The sequence below is a fragment of the Pseudomonas sp. GW821-FHT02B10 genome (assembly GCF_059421865.1).
Map to the genome: position 1 here is coordinate 1 of NZ_JBWKVU010000025.1, position 19,384 is coordinate 19,384.

The 19,384-nt window shown below is 64.2% G+C and carries 14 protein-coding genes, 1 rRNA gene and 1 pseudogene; 5 read left to right on the top strand and 11 right to left on the bottom strand.

The features are described 5' to 3' along the window. The first annotated feature begins 10 nt into the window (after positions 1–10). Positions 11–126, top strand: a 5S ribosomal RNA gene (gene rrf, locus AC07VU_RS30535). A gap of 180 nt (positions 127–306) precedes the next feature. Here rrf and AC07VU_RS30540 read toward each other — a convergent pair. From AC07VU_RS30540 to AC07VU_RS30555, 4 genes are all read right to left on the bottom strand, one after another. Then, positions 307–1,482 carry a PepSY-associated TM helix domain-containing protein gene (locus tag AC07VU_RS30540; RefSeq protein ID WP_495031012.1) on the bottom strand — a complete coding sequence of 392 codons (1,176 nt, stop codon included), beginning with the start codon at positions 1,480–1,482 and terminating at the stop codon, positions 307–309. Between the two features lie 63 nt (positions 1,483–1,545). Then, positions 1,546–4,041, bottom strand: coding sequence for a TonB-dependent siderophore receptor (locus AC07VU_RS30545; RefSeq protein WP_495031013.1), 2,496 nt, complete (start codon positions 4,039–4,041; stop codon positions 1,546–1,548). A 103-nt stretch (positions 4,042–4,144) separates the two neighbouring features. Beyond that, positions 4,145–5,155, bottom strand: a complete 1,011-nt coding sequence (locus AC07VU_RS30550; RefSeq protein WP_277589945.1) for a FecR domain-containing protein — start codon at positions 5,153–5,155, stop codon at positions 4,145–4,147. 5 nt (positions 5,156–5,160) lie between these two features. After that, on the bottom strand, positions 5,161–5,661 hold the full coding sequence (locus AC07VU_RS30555) for a sigma-70 family RNA polymerase sigma factor (protein ID WP_495031014.1): 501 nt from the start codon (positions 5,659–5,661) through the stop codon (positions 5,161–5,163). Between the two features lie 312 nt (positions 5,662–5,973). Here AC07VU_RS30555 and AC07VU_RS30560 point away from each other — a divergent pair. Together AC07VU_RS30560 and AC07VU_RS30565 are read left to right on the top strand one after the other, a co-directional pair. Continuing rightward, a pseudogene (locus AC07VU_RS30560) lies at positions 5,974–6,999 on the top strand (HAMP domain-containing protein); the annotation flags it as partial. A 69-nt stretch (positions 7,000–7,068) separates the two neighbouring features. Continuing rightward, entirely contained in the window at positions 7,069–7,854 is a 786-nt protein-coding gene (locus AC07VU_RS30565; protein WP_370686837.1) for a methyl-accepting chemotaxis protein, read from the top strand. Positions 7,855–8,099: 245 nt separating this feature from the next. Here AC07VU_RS30565 and AC07VU_RS30570 read toward each other — a convergent pair whose 3' ends face one another. The 6 genes from AC07VU_RS30570 to AC07VU_RS30595 form a co-directional block, all read right to left on the bottom strand. Beyond that, on the bottom strand, positions 8,100–8,564 hold the full coding sequence (locus tag AC07VU_RS30570) for an SRPBCC family protein (RefSeq protein WP_274305167.1): 465 nt from the start codon (positions 8,562–8,564) through the stop codon (positions 8,100–8,102). 23 nt (positions 8,565–8,587) lie between these two features. Then, entirely contained in the window at positions 8,588–12,022 is a 3,435-nt protein-coding gene (locus AC07VU_RS30575) for a non-ribosomal peptide synthetase (RefSeq protein ID WP_495031015.1), read from the bottom strand. A 15-nt stretch (positions 12,023–12,037) separates the two neighbouring features. Continuing rightward, positions 12,038–12,967 carry a diiron oxygenase gene (locus AC07VU_RS30580; RefSeq protein WP_009041565.1) on the bottom strand — a complete coding sequence of 310 codons (930 nt, stop codon included), beginning with the start codon at positions 12,965–12,967 and terminating at the stop codon, positions 12,038–12,040. Continuing rightward, positions 12,964–13,740: a DUF3050 domain-containing protein gene (locus tag AC07VU_RS30585; RefSeq protein WP_277589948.1), complete on the bottom strand. Its 777-nt coding sequence runs from the start codon at positions 13,738–13,740 to the stop codon at positions 12,964–12,966. The genes AC07VU_RS30580 and AC07VU_RS30585 overlap by 4 nt, the downstream gene beginning before the upstream one ends. Positions 13,741–14,428: 688 nt before the next feature. Further along, entirely contained in the window at positions 14,429–15,184 is a 756-nt protein-coding gene (locus AC07VU_RS30590; protein WP_495031016.1) for a thioesterase II family protein, read from the bottom strand. A gap of 72 nt (positions 15,185–15,256) precedes the next feature. After that, the gene (locus tag AC07VU_RS30595; protein WP_495031017.1) at positions 15,257–15,949 is read right to left on the bottom strand and encodes a GntR family transcriptional regulator; all 693 of its coding nucleotides are present in this window, start codon (positions 15,947–15,949) and stop codon (positions 15,257–15,259) included. Positions 15,950–16,225: 276 nt separating this feature from the next. On the opposite strand from AC07VU_RS30595, the gene lapG reads away from it, so the two are divergent. Both lapG and lapD read left to right on the top strand, forming a co-directional pair. After that, positions 16,226–16,915, top strand: coding sequence for a cysteine protease LapG (lapG, locus tag AC07VU_RS30600; protein WP_007927321.1), 690 nt, complete (start codon positions 16,226–16,228; stop codon positions 16,913–16,915). 14 nt (positions 16,916–16,929) lie between these two features. Continuing rightward, positions 16,930–18,876: a cyclic di-GMP receptor LapD gene (gene lapD, locus AC07VU_RS30605; protein WP_495031018.1), complete on the top strand. Its 1,947-nt coding sequence runs from the start codon at positions 16,930–16,932 to the stop codon at positions 18,874–18,876. A gap of 66 nt (positions 18,877–18,942) precedes the next feature. On the opposite strand, the gene AC07VU_RS30610 is transcribed toward lapD, so the two are convergent. Further along, positions 18,943–19,281, bottom strand: coding sequence for a hypothetical protein (locus tag AC07VU_RS30610; RefSeq protein WP_007927325.1), 339 nt, complete (start codon positions 19,279–19,281; stop codon positions 18,943–18,945). Between the last annotated feature and the right edge of the window lie 103 nt (positions 19,282–19,384).

Sequence of the window (19,384 nt, forward strand, 5' to 3'; positions counted from 1 at the left end):
CACCGAATTTCTTGACGACCATAGAGCATTGGAACCACCTGATCCCATCCCGAACTCAGCAGTGAAACGATGCATCGCCGATGGTAGTGTGGGGTTTCCCCATGTGAGAGTAGGTCATCGTCAAGATTGAATTCCGAAACCCCTGTCTGCTGACGCAGACAGGGGTTTTGTTTTTGTACGTCTGAAAGCCTCTGGGCTTACATAGGAGCCAGGCTCCAGGTCACTCAGCAGGGAGCCCCCTGACAGCGCCCAACTCTGCTTCAGAACGTCAGAACAGAGCGAAGCACCTCCGCTCTATCCCTCACCTCACCGCTGACGCATCTTGCTGCTTCTGCGAGCCAGCCATTTACGCCACCAGATGTAGATCCCGGTGACGGACAACACCGCAATCACCAACCCCAACACCGCAATAAGTACCTGCCCGGTAAAGCCAATGATCCGGCCACCATGGATCGGCAGTTGCAGCCGATAAAAACGTTCGCCCAGGGTGCCTTGCCCGGCGATCTCCTGTCCCAACAGGTGCCCATCGGTGCCATGAAAGAACAGCCACGACTTACCATGGGCCTCGGTATCGTGCTGACCGAAACCGGCGCCATAGAAGTTGTATTCGAAGCTGTAATACAGCTCGCCGATCGCTGCTGTCAGGCCCAGCCGTTTGCCTTCTTCCCGGGCCCGTTCATAAGCCTGCTGATAGGTGAGCCGAGTAACCCCCAACTGATCGCTGGGCATGCGCCCACGAGCTTCATAGACGCTCGGCTCGATCGGTGAGAGTAGGGACACTACTGGCTTGAACACCTGGCTCGGCAGGTTCATCGCCACGCTGCTGATCGCTATCGGCAGCAGCAGTAACCACAGCCATAACCCGCCCGCCCGATGCAGATCCATGTTGAGACGATAGGCGTGCCCGCCCTTGATCTTCCAGGCGGTCGACCACTTCTTCCAGAACGGCCGGCCACGGGGCAGGGTGAGGAACAAGGCGATGAAGCAATCGACGACCCAGAAGATCGCCACCAGCCCCATCAACACCAGCCCCCAGTTACCCGGCAGCGTCAGGTTGTAGTGGAACTCGAGAATGAAGGGGATGAGATTTTCCCGCTGAAAACAGCAGGCACCCCAGAACCGCTTGCCGGTCTGCTCGCCACTGACCGGATCCAGATAGAACACCTGGTTGGGGTCGTCGAACGGCTTGCCCGTGGCCGGGTCGTTACGAGGCACCGCCGCGAGCAGCGCGGTATGTCCGGGCTCGTTGGGGTACTCCATGTACCAGACCTGCAGGCGCGGATGCTGCGTCTGCACACGGTCGACCAGGCTTCCAGGCGGCAGTGCCTGACCCTCGGCGGGGGCTTCGTAGAACTCCGGGTTGAGCCACTCGTCCAGCTCGTGATTGAAGGCCAGCAGGCTGCCGGTCAGCCCCGCCAGCAGCAGAAACACCGCGGTGGCCAGGCCGATATAACGATGCAGTAGAACCAGAATTGCGCGCATGGAATTTTCCCGTAGAGACGACAAAGCCAGCGCATGCGCTGGCTTCGGGGGAATGACAAATGATTAGAACTGGTAGCTGACCGTGGCCGCGACGTTTCGCTCCTCGCCCATGTAGCAGAAGCTCAGGCTGGCACAGGAGGCGATGTAGGATTCGTTGGTCAGGTTGTTGGCATTGAGCCGGACATCCACGCCCTTCAGGCCGATCTTGCCCAGGTCATAGCCGACGGAGGCATCGAACAGGGTGTAGGACGGCACCTTCATGGTGTTCTCCGCATCCGCCCAGCTGTAGCCCACATACCGCACGCCACCACCCAGGCGCAGGCCGTCGAGCGAGCCGCTGTCGAACTTGTAGTCGGCCCAGAGCGAAGCCATGTGCCGCGGCGCCTGGGTCGGTGAGTTGCCCTTGTTCTCGATGATGTCGGTGGCTGTGCTCAAGGTGCTGATCATCGACTTCGAGTACTCGATATCGGTGAAGGTGTAGCTGCCGAGCAGCTTGAGGTTGTCGTTCAACTGCAGGTGCGCTTCCAGTTCCAGGCCCTGGGAGCGTACGGCGCCGACCGCGCGATAGAAGTTTTCCTGGGGCAGCTTGGTGGCCAGGTTTTCCTGGTCGATGCGGAACAGCGACGCGGTGTACAGGTCATCCGTGCCCGGTGGCTGGTACTTCAGGCCCAGTTCCCATTGGGTGCCATCGGTAGGCGCCAGCGGGTTGCCGGCGCTGTCCGCGTAAGAGTTGGGGTTGAAGGATTCGGAATAGCTGATGTAAGGCGCCAACCCGTTATCGAACAGGTACAGCGCCCCGGCGCGGCCCGTCAGCTTGGTGCGCTTGTCATTGATCTCGGTGCCCACCGGGCGCGTGGCTTCGGCCAGGCGGTTCTCGTCCGAGGTCTCTACCCAGTCCTGGCGCAGGCCCAGGGAGAAGCGCCACTTGTCCATCTCGATCAGGTCCTGCAGGTAGACGCCGGTCTGCTCGAGGCGACGCAGATAGCTGAGCGGGTCGTAGTAAGTGATGGCCGAGTTGCCATAGACCGGATCGAACGCATTGATCGGCGCCACCGAGCCGCTGGTCCAGTCCACCACCGTCTTGCGCCGCTGGTAATCCGCGCCCATCAGCACCGTGTGCTTGGTCGCGCCGGTGAGAAATTCGGCCTGCAGCATGTTGTCGACGATGAACGCATGCAGCTTCTCGTCGCCGCCGGTGTAGTAGCGGTTCAGCTCGTTGCTGGTCGGTGTGGTCCAGCCGTAGCCGTAGACCTGGTCCAGCTTCACCTTGGAGTCCAGGTAGCGGAAGTTCTGCCGCGCGGTGAAGACATCGTTGAAGCGATGTTCGAACTGATAACCGAACGACTGCTGATCGCGCTTGTAGCGATCGATGCCCGGTTCGCCTTCGAAGAAGTTCTCGGAAATCCGCCGGCCGTTGCGCGGGTGCAACGCACCATCGGCCGGCATGCCGCTGTGGTAGCCGCCGTCCGGATCGTGTTGCAGGTACGCCTGCAGGGTCAGCGAGGTGTCATCGGTGAAGTCGATGCTCAGGGTCGGTGCCAGGGCGTAGCGTTTTTCCTTGTTGTGGTCGAACTGGGTGTCGGAGCGGTCCGCCAGCCCGGTCAGGCGATAGGCGATGCGCTTGTCGTCGTCCACCGGGCCGCTGAAGTCGAAGCCCATGCCGCGCTGGCCCTGGGTGCCGACCGTGGCCTGGATCTGATGGTAGGGCTCGAACAGCGGCTTCTTGCTGGTCAGTGCCACCAGGCCGCCCGGGGAACTGCGGCCGTAAAGCACCGACGAAGGCCCTTTGAGGATGTCCACCCGCTCCAGGAAGTACGGATCGACCTGCATGGTGCTGTAGGTGCCGCTGTCGCCCATGGACTTGAGGCCGTCGAGGTAGATGTTGTCCACCGAGCCGTCGTTGAAGCCGCGCATGGCCACGTAGTCGTACCTGTGGGTCGCGCCGTAGGGGTTGGTCAGCACGCCGGGGGTGTAGCGCATGGCCTGGGACACGGTTTGCGAACCCTGGTCGTCCATTTGTTCGCGGGTCACCACCGACACGCTTTGCGAGGTTTCCAGCAGCGCGGTACTAGTCTTGGTGGCGATCTGGCTGTGGGTGGCGTTGTAGCCTTCCATGCTGCCCAAGGCATTGCCCAGGGCGAAACCCTTGATATCGGTGGTTGGCAACGCCAGGGTGCTGGTCTCGGGCAAGGCCCGCAGCACGTAGCTGCTACCGTCCTGGCTCAGCGCTTCCAGGCCGGAGCCGTTGAGCAACTGGCCCAGGGCCTGGTCGGTGGAGTACTCGCCCTTCAGGCCGGCGGACTGGCGCCCCTGGAGCTGCGCCGGGGTCATCGACAGGGTGATGCCGGCCTCGCGGGCGAAGCGGTTGAGTACCTCGCTCAGGGCGCCGCCGGGGATGTTGTAGCTGTGGCTGAGGCTGGCCGCGCCCGTCTCGGCCGCCTGTGCCAGGCAAGGCAAGGCGGCGACGCCCAGCGCCGAGGACAGCAGGGCCACGCGCACGGCATGGCGCAGGCCGAGGGTGGGCCGTGCAGAAGAGGAGTGGTGGAAGTGCACAATCATGGAAGGGTTCCGTTGAGTCGCTGAAGGCAGATGGAAGTGCTTACTGTCTAAGCCGGACTCACGGGAAAAAGCCGCCAAAAAAATTTCAACGGGTTGAAGCGTCTCAGGCCAGACGTTCCAGGGTGACCCACCAGCGGGTGCGATAACGCAGGCGCACGGGCAGGGTTTGCGGGAGGATCGCCAGCAGTTTGTCGGTGTCCTCCAGGCGGAACACGCCGGACAGGCGCAGGTCGCCGATCTCGTCGGCACAGCCCAGGTAACCGTGGCGATAACGCCCGACCTCATGGAGGAAGTCCGCCAGCCGCATATTGCGGGTGACGATCAGGCCATCGGCCCAGGCGCCCACGTCCATGTCCAGCGGCGGCACCGGCACCGCCCGGGACGCACTGACCCGGTAGCTTTGCCCGGCCTGTACCCGGACCGAGGTGCCATCGGCGGTGTGCGGCGAATGAATCGCAACGCTGCCGGCGGTGACGCTCAGGCGCGTGCAGTCGCCTTCCATGCGCACCACGAAACTGGCGTCGAGCCCTTCGAACAGACCATGGCGGGTCCGTACCAGCAGCGGCCTGGAAGGGCTCGCCTGCGAGTCCGGGCCGCAGGTCAGCATGATTTCCCCACGGCTGAGCCGGATCAGCCGTTGCCGGGCATTGAAGTCCATGTCGGCGGCGCTGTCGGTGTTGAGTTCCAGGCGCGAGCCGTCCGGCAACTGGAAGCCGCGGCGTTCGCCGGTGGCGGTGGCGAAGTCGGCGTTCCATTGCTGCCAGGCCAGTTGCTCCTTGCCCAGCCACGCGGCGCAGCCCACCAGCATGACGCCGCCGAGCAGCTTCAGGGCCTGGCGTCGGCCGAGGCGCTGGGCGCTGTTTTCCAGGGTATCGAAGGCCACCTGGGCACCGGGTACCGCCCGCAGGTTGCTGTGCAGTTCCTGCTGCAGCGATTGCACCCGTTGCCAGGCCAGCTCGTGCTCGTGATGGGCCGCGCGCCAGGTATCGCATTGCTGCATCAGCCGGGGATTACCGGCGTTGTTGCGCAGGCGCAGCATCCAGTTGATGGCCTGCTTGACCACCAGGTGCCTGGGGTCCACGGGTCGGCGCAGGTTGATCGAGGGGTTATCCACAGCGCTCAAGCCTCATAGCGCAGCAGGTAGCAGTGGAACAGCGCGTCGGCCACGTAACGCTCCACCGAACGCAGGGACAGCCCCATCTGTTCGGCGATCTGCTTGTGGGTCAGGCCCTCGCACTGGGCCAGCAGGAACGCCTTGCGCACTTTCGGCTTCAGGCCTTCGAGCATGTGCGCGATGCTTTCCAGGAGCTCCAGCACCAGGGCGCGGGCTTCCTCGCTGGGGGCTTGGGCTTGCGGCAGATGGGCGATGGTTTCCAGGTAGGCGCGTTCGATTTCCTCGCGGCGCCAGTGGTCGATCACCAGGCCGCGGGCAATGGTCCGCAGGAAGGCGTGCGGGGCCTTGAGTTCCAGGCGTTCGGTGCGCTGCAACAGGCGCACGAAGGTGTCCTGCGCCAGGTCGGCGGCATCGGCGGCGTTGCCCAGCCGGCTGCGTAACCATGTGTTGAGCCAGCCATGGTGATGGCTGTAAAGCGCCTGTACCGCGAACTCAGGTGATGACATGGATGCGACTGCCCGGGTGTCACAAATGATAATTAGTCGCATTGTCATCAAGGGGTTGGGATTTTGCAACAGCCGCAGGGCGACCGGCTACGGAAAAGTCCGACGCGACCGCTCTAGCCTGCCGTTCAGCGGTTTTTTGCAGATAACAGGTACATTTCTGACAAATCGCTAAGATTTATCCGTCTCGTGCCGACAGACAGTGAGACCCATGCGTGCACCAAAGTAGAGCGGTCGTAGAACGCCGCCTGCGTTGTTACATGGAAAGTTGCATCCCGTACGCATCCCCACTTTCGGCATAAGAAGTCCCATGACATGAATCTCAAGTTCAGCCATAAAATCCTTTTGGCCGCCTCCGGTGTAGTGGTTCTGGCATTCGCGTTGTTCACTTTGTACAACGACTATCTGCAGCGAAACACCATTCGCCAGAACCTCGAATCGTCCATCGAACAGGCGGGTGACCTCACTTCCAGCAGCGTCCAGAACTGGATGAGCGGACGCATCCTGGTGCTCGAGAACCTCTCGCAGAACGTCGCCCACCAGGGCGCCAACGCTGACTTCCCGGGGCTGGTGGACCAGCCGGCGTTCACCACGAACTTCCAGTTCACCTACGTGGGCCAGGTCAACGGTGTGTTTACCCAGCGGCCTGACGCGAAGATGCCGGACGGCTACGACCCGCGTCAGCGTCCCTGGTACAAGCAGGCCGTGGCGGCCGACAAGACCATGCTGACCCCGCCCTATATGGCGGCCGTTGGCGGGCTGGTGGTGACCATCGCCATGCCGGTGAAAAAGGACGGCCAGCTGCTGGGCGTGGTGGGGGGCGATCTGAGCCTGGAAACCCTGGTGAAGATCATCAACTCGGTGGACTTCGGCGGCCTGGGCCATGCCTTCCTGGTCAGCGCGGACGGGCAGGTGATCGTCAGCCCGGACAAGGACCAGGTGATGAAGAACCTCAAGGATGTCTACCCGGGCGCCAACGTGCATATCCAGAAAGGCACCCAGGAAGTGCTGCTCAACGGCCAGGAACGCATCCTGTCGTTCACCCCGGTGACCGGCCTGCCGAATGCCGAGTGGTACATCGGCCTGTCCATCGACCGTGACAAGGCGTTCGCCCCGCTGAGCAAGTTCCGCACCTCGGCGCTGCTGGCGATGTTCATCGCCGTGGCCGCGATTGCCGTGCTGCTGAGCCTGCTGATCCAGGTGCTGATGCGTCCGCTGACCACCATGGGCCGCGCGATGCAGGACATCGCCCAGGGCGAGGGCGACCTGACCCGCCGTCTGGTGGTGGAGAGCAAGGACGAATTCGGCGTACTGGGCGGCTCGTTCAACCAGTTCGTGGAACGTATCCATGCGTCGATTTCCGAAGTGTCCTCGGCCACCCGCCAGGTGCACGACCTGTCCCAGCGCGTGATGGCCTCGTCCAACGCCTCGATCATCGGTTCCGACGAACAAAGCGCGCGCACCAACAGCGTGGCCGCGGCGATCAACCAGCTGGGCGCCGCCACCCAGGAAATCGCCCGCAACGCCGCCGATGCCTCGCAGCACGCCAGCGGCGCCAGCGAGCAGGCCGACGATGGTCGCCAGGTGGTGGAACAAACCATCCTGGCCATGACCGAGCTGTCGCAGAAGATCAGCCTGTCCTGCACCCAGATCGAAACCCTGAACGCCAGCACCGACAACATCGGCCACATCCTCGATGTGATCAAAGGCATCTCCCAGCAGACCAACCTGCTGGCGCTCAACGCGGCCATCGAAGCGGCGCGCGCCGGTGAAGCCGGTCGCGGTTTCGCGGTGGTCGCCGACGAGGTCCGCAACCTGGCCCATCGTACCCAGGAGTCGGCCGAGGAGATCCACAAGATGATCACCTCGCTGCAGATCGGCTCCCGCGAAGCGGTATCGACCATGAACGCCAGCCAGGCGTCCAGCGAAGAGAGCGTCGAAGTGGCCAACCAGGCCGGTGCGCGGCTGGTCAGCGTGACCCAGCGCATCACCGAGATCGACGGCATGAACCAGTCGGTGGCCGCCGCCACCGAAGAGCAGACCGCCGTGGTGGAAACCCTCAACGTCGACATCAGCCAGATCAACCTGCTGAACCAGCAGGGCGTGGCCAACCTCAACGAAACCCTGAAGGATTGCGATGCCCTGTCGCTGCAGGCCAACCGCCTGAAGCAACTGGTGGACAGCTTCAAGATCTGACCCGCACTGCCCTGAAAAACGCGATGAGGCCGGTATGGCTCATCGCGTTTTTTTTCCTGCTCCACCGGCCCAGCGGCACCCCTTGCCGTTCTTCGGACCGCCTCCCTCTCCACCGGCCTCCGAACCCCTGTAGTCGCTGCCGCAGGCTGCGAAAAGGCCGAAGGCCTTCCAGCGATCCCCAAATCCTGCGCCGCCTTCGGCGTCGATCGCAGCCTGCGGCAGCGGCTACAGGGGCATTTTCAGCGTTACGCGAACATCCTTTGCACATTGCCCATCGCCTCATCGGCAAACCCCTGCAGGAACCCCTGGAAGGCCGCCACCTCGGCGCCACCTTCGGCCGGGTCGGCGACGATGCGCCAGGTGGCGCGGGCCCGTTCGCCGGGCAAGGCCTCGACGCTCATGGCTGCCCACAGGTTACCGATGCCCAGGGTGTCGTAGATCAGGCTCCAGGTCATGTACCGCGCCTGGTCGTCCCGAGAGTTGAGTTGCTCGATCACGATGTTGCCGTCGTGGAAGAACTTCTTGCGCACCGAGCGCACGCCCTCACCGGTCATTTCGATGTGCGACAACGCGGGAATGAAGGCCGGGAAGCCGGCGAAGTTGCCGACGATATTCCAGACGCTTTGGGCATCGGCACCGATGTCCACGGTGGACAGGACCTGGCAGGCGTTCGGGTTCTTGATCAGGGTGTCGGGTTGCAGGTTTTTCATGGTGTTCTCCAGCGTGGGTGGGTTCAGATAAAACGGATGTCTTTCAGGTATTGGCAGCCCTTGCGCAGCAGCGCCGGGTCCTTGGGCGGGTAGTCGGCGCCCATGCGCCGCACCCCGGCCTCGGCGTTGGCGTGGCCGATCAGCGAGATGTCGCCGATGTCTTCCTCGAAACCGTTGAGGTAGAAGCCGAGGACGCCGAACAGCGCGTTGTCGCGGTCGACCCGGCCCAGCTGGCGCTGCCAGTCGGCGACGCTGACCATGCGGAACTCGCGCCCGGCCTCGCGGAACGAGGCGACATAGGCCTCCCAGCTCAAAGGCTGCGGGTTGTGCAGGTTGAACACCGCGTGGGCCGGCTGATAACGGTTGGCGTGGAAGGCGATGAAGCGGGCGAGGAAGTCCACCGGCATCAGGTCGAAGTTCATCGCCAACTGCGGCACCTGACCCAGCTGCAGCGAGCCCTTGAGCATCAGCATCAGGCGGTTGCGGTGGGGCTGGCAGACCCCGGTCTGGCTGTTGAAACTGATGTTGCCCGGGCGATAGAGATTGACCCACACCCCCTGTTCGCGAGCCCGTTGCAGGATCCGCTCGCCGACCCACTTGGACAGGTTGTAACCGTTGCGGATGTAGATCGGCGGGGTGGCCGCGGGCGGTTGTTCGAGCACCCGGCCCTGGGCGTCGATGCTGCTGGAGGCGGACAGGGTCGAGACGAAGTTGAAGACCTTCTTGCTGCGCCCTTCGCACAGGCGCAGGCACTCGAATAGCGGCTCGACGTTGTCGCGCGCCAGCGCCGGGTAATCGAGCACGTGATTGACGTTGGCGGCGTTGTGCACCAGCGCGCCGTATTCGCGGTCGATGCGTTCATACACATCCGCCGCCAGCCCCAGCCGTGGCTGGCTGATATCGGCGGCATGCACCCGCACCCGGCTCAGGTCCAGATGCTCCAGGCGGTTGTCGCGCAGGGCCTGGGTGAAACGTGCGGCGGCCGATTGCGTGGGCGTTTCCCGCACCAGGCACGCCACCTCGCTGGCGCCCCATTCCAGCAGCGCCTGGACGATGTGCACGCCGAGAAAACTGTTGGCGCCGGTGACCAGCACCTTGTGCACGTCGCCCAGTTGGCTGGCCGTCAGCACTTGCAGGTCGAGCTCGGCGTTGGCATCGGCGAACACCGGGTCGAGGGACGCGTCCGGGCCGTCGTGGGCGGCGCCGTCGACCAGGGTCGCCAGGTTGCTCAGGGTCGGCGCCTCGATAAAGCGGTTGATCGACAGGCCGCGGCCGAACTCTTCGCGAATCGCCAGCAGCAGGCGCGACAGCAAAATCGAGTGGCCGCCGAGGTTGAAGAAACTATCGTCGGTGCCGATGTCCTCGGCCGGCAGTTCCAGCAGTTCGGCCCACAGTTGCAGCAGGCGCTGTTCGTTGGCGTTCTGTGGCAGGCGTCGCTGGCGGTTGCTGCCGGATGTACGCGGCAGGGCCAGCAGGGCACGGCGGTCGACCTTGCCGTTGGCGGTGCAGGGCATGCTCGGCAGCTCGATATAGGCGCTGGGCTGCATGTAGTCCGGCAAGCGCTGGCGCACCTGCTCGCGCAGGGTTTGCAGTGCGTCGCCGGCGGCGTTCGGCTGGGCCAGGTAGGCGAGGATCCGTCGCTGATCGTCGATCACCACCGCCACCTGGCGGAACAGCTGGCCGTCGCGCAGGCAATGCTCGATCTCCTCGGGTTCGACCCGGAACCCGCGGATCTTCACCTGGTTGTCCCGTCGCCCGCAGATCTCGATGCCACTCTCGGTCCACTGGCCGATGTCCCCGGTGCGATAGACCCGCAGTCGGCGCCCGTCCGGCAGGTCCAGGGTCAGGTAGCGTTCGGCGCTCAGCGCCGGGTTGTTCAGGTAGCCGAGGCCGACACCGGGCCCGGCCAGGTACAGCTCGCCGGGGGTACGGTCGGGCAGCGGTTGCAGCTGTTCGTCGAGGATCAGCACCTGGCTGTTGGCGATCGGCAGGCCGAGGTTGCGCGGGTTGTCGTCGACGCGCAGGCGGCGGGTGGTGGCCAGCACCGTGGTTTCGGTCGGGCCGTAGATGTTGTGCAGCGCGCACTGGTCGGCCAGGCGCTGGATGACGAAGGGTTCGCAGACGTCGCCGCCGGTCACCAGATGCTCCAGGCCCAGCGGCTGCTCCAGGGGCAGGATGCTCAGCAGCGCCGGCGGCAGGAAGGCGTGGCTGACCCGCTGGCGCTGGAGCAGGGCCAGCAGTTGCCGCGGGTCGCGCCGCTGGTCCTGGTCGGGGACCACCAGCAGCGCGCCACACAGGAAGGTGGGCAGGATATCCAGCAGCGAGGCGTCGAAGTTGATGGTGGAGAACTGCAGCACCCGGCTGTCTGGGTCCAGCTCGACATGGTCGATATACCAGGCGCAGAAGTGACTGAGATTGCCCTGGCTGAGCAACACGCCTTTGGGTTGGCCGGTGGTGCCCGAAGTGTAGATCGCCACGCAGGGCGCCTCTGGTGGCGGCGCCTGGCGCAGCAGCGGGAGGCTGTCCTCGGCGGCGTCGTGCAGCAGGGGGCGTACATCGAGTTGCGCCAGCTCAAGGTCGGCCAGGTCTTCGCAGCCGTCGTGCAGCAGCAGGGCGGCGCCGGCGTTGTCGAGAATGTAGCGCCGCCGTTGCGCCGGGTGCTCCGGGTCCAGGGGCAAGTACACCGCGCCACAGCCGAAGGTCGCGAGAATCGCGGCATAGAGCACCGCCGACTTGGGCAGGCACAGGCCGATCACCGGTGGTTGGCCAGAGGCTGGAGGCAGGTGTCGCAGCATCTGCCGCTGCAGGTTGCGGCTCAGCCGATGCAGGGACTGGTAGCTGTAGTCGACGCCCTGGATGTTCAAGGCCGGGCGCTGGGCGAAGGCCAGCAGGCTCTGGTCGAGGCGCTGGGCGATCGGCACCTGCATCTCGCGCAGCAAGGTCGGTGCCGGCTGTGGGTTGTGCCGGTGCTCGAAGGCCAGCGAGTCCAGGCGCTCCAGGCCCAGCAACGGTTCGCTGGGTTCATCCAGGGCCGCGAGCTGCTGGAAAAACGCCGCGTCACGGGAAAAGCCGCTGACCAGCCGCGCGGTGCTGGCGACCAGCCTGGCCACCGCGCTGCCGCGCAGGGCCTGGCCGTTGCCGCTGGCCTCCGGCGGCAGGCTCGCCTGTTCGATCAGCCGGGTGCCGTGGCGGTGGAACAGGCGCACCTGTGGCAGCCCGGGCGCCGCTTGGGCGATCAGGGCAATACGCAATTCCAAGCGCACGGTGTCCACCGCGAGGCACGGTGAATCACTCAGTCTGCCGTCGTCGATCAGCAGATGGGGCCGCAGCCCCTTGGCGTTGACGATGGCTTGCGGCGAGTCCAGTTTTCGCACCAGATGGCCGTGGCGCTCCAGCTCCATGGCCAGTTCGTTCAGGGCCTGGCTGCGGCCCGTCAACACAATATCGAGGCGTCTCATGCTCGGGTCCCTCCGTTAGGGCAGGTAGTCGGCCAGTGCGTCCTGGACGCAGGCCGAATCCAGCATCGAACTGCTGCGCAAGAAGCGCAGGATGTTGGCGATCAGCGGGTGATGTCGGTTGATCGGGTAGGCCAGGGCGGCAGCCTCCTCGCGCAGCGCCTGCTTGATGGGGGCGGCGACGGGCAGTTGCTCGATCAGCCGCAAGTCGAAGTCCTTCTGAATGTCATTGGTCAGGTACTGGGCGATGAACACCGGCAGCACCCGGGCGATCTCTGCGCGGTCGGCATCGCTGGCGCCGTGCCAATAGATGCGCACCAGCCGCGACCAGAAACCCGAATGCCGGCCTTCGTCCTGCAGGTGGTCGGCCATCAGGCCCTTGATCGATTGCTTGACCGTGTCGTCCTTGGCGAAGGCGGCGACATCGTTGGTCACAGTGTTCTCGGCGATGGCCACGCAGACCAGCTCCATCGCGTCGCGCAGGTGGTCGGGCGCCAGCCGCAGGGCGGCGGGGATGGCCCGGCTAAGCTCGATTTCCCGGGGCAGCTCGATGGGCTCGATGCCGCTCATGGCGATGGTCTGCTGCATGAAGTCCATCGCCACCAGCGCGTGGTAGTCCTCGTCCACCACCACGGTCATGGCGTCGTAGCGACAGGCAAAGGGGAAGGCAATGGCGAAGCGATTCTTGGCGATGTTGCGGGCGGTCTTGTCCACCAGCTCGGTCTCGAAGATCACCACGTCGTTGATGAACTTGTAGAGGCTTTGCACCAGCACGAAGTCCCGTAGATGGGCACAGTGGTCGAGGAAGCCCTGGCTGTGCACCAGAGGCTGGCGACTCAGGGGATAGATCAGCTTGTCGTCGTCCTCGAGCATGCGCCGCGGCCGGGTGCGGATGGTCGCGCGCTCTTCCCAGGTGTCGGCGAAGGATTGGTAGTCGAGGGCGTTCATGCGCTCACCCCGATCGCCGATTCGGCCATGCTCAGGCGCAGCCCGTCCCACAGGGCGATGCGGCTGTCCACCGCGGCGATGGCCGCCGCGTACACCTCCTGCTGGCGTTGCGGGTCGCCAGCCACCAGCCGCTCCAGCAGCTGTTCCGCGGCCGGGCCGTGGTCGTCGGAGTCGACTTCGATATGGCGTTGCAGGTAGTAGCGAAAGGTCGGCGCCTGCTCGATGCCGATGCCCCAGTCGTCGAGGATGCGCTGGAACATCCGCGGGATGACGCTTTCCCGGCCATGGAGAAAGGCCGCCGCCACGCAATGGGCCGGCGCCTGCACGGCGGTGTGCAGGGTCTGGCGGACAAAGGCGCTGGCAGCCGGGTCGGCGTCGACGCTGTGCAGGGCGGTGTCGAAACTCACGCCCTCCTGTTGCAGCGCGACGAAGCGTTCCACGACCCCGGTGGTGGCGCCGACTTCGCGCATGGCGTCCAGGTACAGCTCGAAATGGCTGTAATGGCCTTGCCCGGGGCGATCGTCGGATTCTTCGCCGAGCACGATCTCGTTGATCAGCCGCGCGGCGCGAGGATCCCGCGGCGGTAGCCAGGGCAGGCGCACGCAGGTCAGTTCCTGTTGCAGGCGCTTGGTCAGCGACATGAAGTCCCACACGGCGAAAACATGGGCCTGCATGAAGCGTTGAAGAACCGCGAGTGTGTTGATTTCGGCAAAAATGGGATGGGCGCTGAGTGTGGCCTTGCGGGCGTCGAGAAGTTCTTTGCTGGCGTTCATTTAGGCTGCCTGTCTGAGATGTCAAAGTGTGTTTGATTGGTCGATTAGTTGCGGCTCGTATAGGTGTTTTAACCAGTGCTTATTTGTTGCGGGCGAGCAGGGGCCTCAAACCTGAGTTGATAATCTGGAAAGTTTTATAGTGCTGGCCGGTCTATCCGTTAAAGAACCGTCGTCTTGGCGTTATGGGCTTGCGAGAGCCAATAAAGCCGAGGCTTGCCAGGTGCTCATGAACGGCTGCTCGACGTTGTTTAATGTCGGTGGAGAAAAAACTAATACAGGAGAAAGTGTCGGGCAAGTTGTTTTTATAATACTTTTCAAACTTGTATTTTTGTCGTGCGACAAGTTGCTGCAAAACTTCTGGTTCAAGTTTTGTTGAGATGAAGTTGCCCCTTCCGAATTATATAAGTCAGAATTTTTAACGCTGAGTGAATGCCTCACTCGAAGCAAACTTCGAAGCGCTGAGTTGAAGTCGTTGAATATCTGGGAGAAGGCATGCGGGAGCCGATCCCGGTCATGCCCTCCAGTCGCTGGGCTCCTTGCGTGGGTCTGCAGATCGACGTGTGCGGGCAAGCCTGCGCGCCGCTCACGTCCCTTTTTCAGTCGGCGACAGCAAGAGTGGGCCCAAATCGCCGGCTGAGCCATCGTCGGCGGGCCTGTGAGGGCAGGAGCGGGGGAGGAAGACGGCGGATTATTCGCCGAGCAGGCCCAGGTGGATATTGATGATCTGCAGCAGGCGCTGGCGCTGGGACTTGATGAAGAAGTGATTGCCGGCCACCTCGATCAGCTCGAACTCACGGCGGGTGAACTCGCGCCAGTTGGCCATGTTGCTGGCGGGGGCCAGCGGGTCCTCGCTGCCATAGAAGGCGGTGAGGGGAATGTCGAGGTTGCCGCTCGACAGATCGCGCCAGGATTCGAACAGCTTCAGGTCGGCGCGCAGCAGCGTTTCGTACTGGTTCCGGCTGGCCTGGTCGCGGGGGATTTCGATCGGCGTGGCGCCCAGCGACAGCATGGCTTCCTGGAAGGGCGCCGCGGGCAGCATGTGCAGCAACGGCCGGGGCGATGGGTAGTCGGGGCTGCGGCAGGCGGAAATGAACAGGTGGCGGGTCTGGCCGGGGTAGTGCGCCTGGGCGTGCTTGGCGGTTTCGTAGGCCAGCATCCCGCCCAGGCCATGGCCGAACAGGGCGTGGGGCTTGGCCAGCAGAGGGCGCAGTGCAGGGAAGGTCTCGGCCAGCAGCCGCGGCCAGTCGTCGAGCGGGGTTTCGGCCTGGCGGCTGCCGTGGCCGGGCAGTCGCACCAGCACCAACTCGATGTGTCCGCCCAGCCCGGTGGACCAGTTGCGCAGCTGTTCCGGATCCGCGCCGGTCTGCGGAAAGCAGATGAGTCGGGTTTTCGCCGGCTCGCCGGAGTTGAGCACCATCAGCCATTTGTCATTGCGCGCGTGCACTGCTTTTCCTTAAGCCGGTGTGCCGGTCATTGAGTGTTGCATCGTGGCTGCGTCATGCCGCCGTTATCGCTGTCAGCCCTCGGCGGTCCGTTCAAGGTAGTCGCGAATGGTCTTCTCGGCCTTTTCCAGATGGCCGCGCAGCACCTCCACCGCTCGCTCGACGTCCTTGGCCTCGGCGGCGTCGGTCATGGCGTTGTGGTCGTCCTGGGTCAACTTGCCCAGGCCCATGGAAGACAGATGGAAGCGCAGGAAGCGTTCTTCCTCGTTCAACTCGAGCTCGATCAGGCGCAGTAGCTTCTGGTTCGGCGCCCGGTGGTACAGCGACATGTGGAACAAGCGGTTGAGACGGCCGATTTCGGCGTGGTCGGTTTCGTTTTCCAGCTGCGCGATGTAGCCACGGGCCTGGACGATATCCTCGGCGTCGAGCAGCGGGATCGACAGGCGCAGCGCCTCCAGTTCCAGCAGCAGGCGCAGGCCGTAGGTTTCCACCGCGTCATAGCCGATCAGCTCGGCGACCACCGCGCCTTTGTGCGGTACCACATGCAACAGCGATTGCGCTTCGAGCTGGCGCAAGGCCTCGCGCACCGGCATGCGGCTGACGCCGAAGAGGTCGGCCAGATCCTGCTGGCGCAGCGCCGTGCCGCTGGGCAGGCGGCCGTCGAGAATCGCCGCGCGCAGGGTTTCCTCGATCACCGAGCGCGCGAGGTGGGCGGGGATTGGCCCGCTGACTGCGATCTTGCTCAAGGGCCTCGGTTTTTCTGTCACGTTAACGCTATCCTGTTTTCTGAGGTTTGGATCCAATGGACGCTAGATAGCGCCCTGCAGCTTGTCAAACCAGCTGTCTGGGCCCTGTCGTGGATTTTGCCGGCGCTGATTCTCGGGGCAGCCCTCCTGAGGCTCAAGCACTGGCCGATAAACGAACAGGTCCCTGCTTTCAGCTTAGCGTCTCCAGAGGGGCTGTGATTGTAAGGTGCCATTGTCTTTTGGCGGACCAACCTGCACCATCCTTCGACCCACGACAGCTCCCATGGACTCTTCGCATTGGCGGCACGTTTAGCTCTTTCTCGGACCCTGCGCTGGCTGTTTTCGGCGCTGCTGCTGGCCGGCTTGCTGCTGGGTGGCCTGCAGGCCGATTGGGACTTTTCGCAGATCAGCCGCCGCGCCACGGCGCTGTACGGGCCGCTGGGCGAAGGGCAGAAGCGCATCGACGCCTGGCAGCAGCTGCTGGCGACCCAGAACCAGGCCAGCGAGATGGAACAGCTCAAGGTGGTCAACCTGTTCTTCAACAAGAACATGCGCTACGTGGAAGACATCGACCTGTGGCATCAGGTGGATTATTGGGAAACCCCGGTCGAGGCCCTGTGGAAGGGCGCCGGCGATTGCGAGGACTATGCGATCGCCAAGTATTTCAGCCTGCGCCACCTCGGTGTTTCCAGTGACAAGCTGCGCATCACCTACGTCAAGGCCCTGCGCCAGAACCGCGCGCACATGGTGTTGACCTACTATTCAAGCCCGGAGGCCATGCCGTTGGTCCTCGACAGCCTGATCGACGCCATCCAGCCGGCCAGCCAGCGTACCGACCTGCTGCCGGTGTACGCCTTCAATGCCGAGGGCCTGTGGCTGCCCGGCAAGGGCAGCAAGAAAGTCGGTGACACCAAGCGCCTGTCCCGGTGGCAGGACGTGTTGAAGAAAATGCAGGCCGAAGGTTTTCCGGTCGAGACGACTCACTAGGAGCACGAGCTCAGATGTCTTTGTTCAAACAACTGTTGATCGCAATCTGTCTGTTCCTGGTGGTCGCCTTCAGCGGCAGCTTCATGGTCAGCCTGGAAAGTTCGCGCACCCAGTACGTCAACCAGCTGCGTTCCCATGCCCAGGACGCGGCCACGGCGCTGGCCTTGTCCCTGACCCCGAACATCGACGACCCGGCGATGGTCGAGCTGCTGGTCAGCTCGATTTTCGACAGCGGCTACTACTCAAGCATCCGCGTGATCAACCAGGTCACCGAAGAGGTCATGGTCGAGCGCAGCGGCACGCCCGAGGTCAGCGACGTACCGGACTGGTTCGTCAAGCTGATCGGCCTGGAGCCGGCCGGCGGCGACGCCCTGGTCAGCCGTGGCTGGCAACAGGCGGCGCGGGTCGAGGTGGTCAGCCATCCGATGTTCGCCGTCGCCAAGCTCTGGCAAAGCGCCCTGGGCAGCCTCGGCTGGCTGCTGCTGTGCGGTGCCGTGAGCGCGGTGCTGGGGGCCTTGCTGCTGCGCCGCCAGCTCAAGCCGCTGGACTACATGGTGCAGCAATCCCACGCCATTGCCCGCCGCGAATTCCTCAGCCTGCCCGAGTTGCCGCGCACGCCGGAACTGCGCCGCGTGGTGCAGGCGATGAACCAGATGGTCGAGAAACTCAAGGCGCTGTTCCAGGAACAGGCCGAGCGCAGCGAAAGGCTGCGGGTCGAGTCCTACCAGGACAACCTGACCGGCCTGGCCAACCGTCGTTACTTCGAGATGCAGCTCAATGCCCGGGTGAGCAACCCGGAACAGGCCAGCTCCGGCTACCTGCTGTTGCTGCGGGTCAAGGACCTGGCCGGCCTGAACCAGCGCCTGGGCGGGCAGCGCACCGACCAACTGCTGCAGGCGGTGGGCGAACAATTGCAGCGTGAGTGCGCGCGGTACCCGGAAACCCACAACCTGGTGACCCGCATCCGCGGTGGCGAATTTGCCGTGCTGGCGCCGGGGCTGGTGCGCGAAGAGGCGCTGCAGCTGGCGCAGAGCCTGGAAAACGCCTTGGCCAGCCTGCACGCCACCGGCGCCACCGACGTGGTGTCCGTGGCCTCCATCGGCCTGGTGCCTTTCGTCCATGGCGACTCACCGCAGGCGGTGCTCGGCCTGGGCGACCAGGCCCTGGCCCAGGCCGAAGCCCAGGGCGATACGAGCTGGGCCTGCCTGGACCACGACGCGGCGGCCAGCGTCGGCGACGACCATCACGCCTGGCACACCCTGCTGGACGGGGCCTTGAGCCAGCAGCGGTTCGAGCTGTATTTCCAGCCGGTGGTCGCGACCCGCGATACCGCGCTGGTGCTGCATTACAAGGTGCTGTCGCGCTTGCTCGACGAGCAGGGCCAGACCATCGCCGCCGGGCGCTTCCTGCCGTGGCTGGAGCGCTTTGGCTGGACCTCGCGCCTGGACCTGCTGATGCTCGAACAGGTGCTCAAGCAGATGGCCGGGCATCAGGATTCGCTGGCATTGAACCTGTCGGCCGCGACCCTGGCCGACCCGCAGGCCTTGAACAAGGTGTTCGAGATCCTGCGCCAGCACGCCAGCCTGGGGCCGCGCCTGACCCTGGAGATCGGCGAAGAGCAGTTGCCTGAACAAGCGCTGCTGGAACAACTGACCCGCCGCCTGCGCGAGCTGGGTTTCTCCCTGAGCCTGCAGCGTTTCGGCGGGCGCTTCAGCATGATCGGCAACCTGGCGCGCCTGGGCCTGGCCTACCTGAAGATCGACGGCAGCTACATCCGCGACATCGACCAGGAAAGCGACAAGCGCCTGTTTATCGAAGCCATCCAGCGCGCCGCCCACAGCATCGACCTGCCGCTGATCGCCGAGCGCGTGGAAACCGAAGGGGAGTTGCAGGTGATTCGCGAGATGGGCCTGTACGGCGTCCAGGGCCGCCTGGTCGGCGAGCCCGCGCCCTGGCGCTGAGGCGCTGAACGAGGATCGCCGGCCAGCGGCGCCCGCGCAGGTGCGGGAACCGCTGGCCGGCGATTATCAGATCAGGCCGGTTTCGTCGTCGTTGATCAGGTGGCTCAGGCCACCTAGCGCCTCACGCGCCTGGGTCCGGTCCATCAGCTTGGCCTGGGCCGCCGGTGGCAGGTCGGTGACGCGAATCACGCCCTTGCTGGTCAGCACCTGAATCAAGTCGTCGAGTACCCGGATCATTTCCAGGTCGCTCTGCTTGAGTTGTTTCAGGCTGACTTCCACCACCTCGTTGGCGAACCACTGCTGGATCTCATTGTGGTCGGCCGCCAGTGTTTCCGTGGCCTCGGCGTAAGGTGTGGCCTCCACGCGAACCAGTTGGCCCTGTGCATCGCGTTGCACGTAGAACATGGGGAATCCCTCTAGATATGGTCCGGCATCATGCTGTCAGCAGCATAGGCCAACGGCGCGCTTAGGTCGCGAGTATGCGACGTGGCGGCACAATCGTCACGGT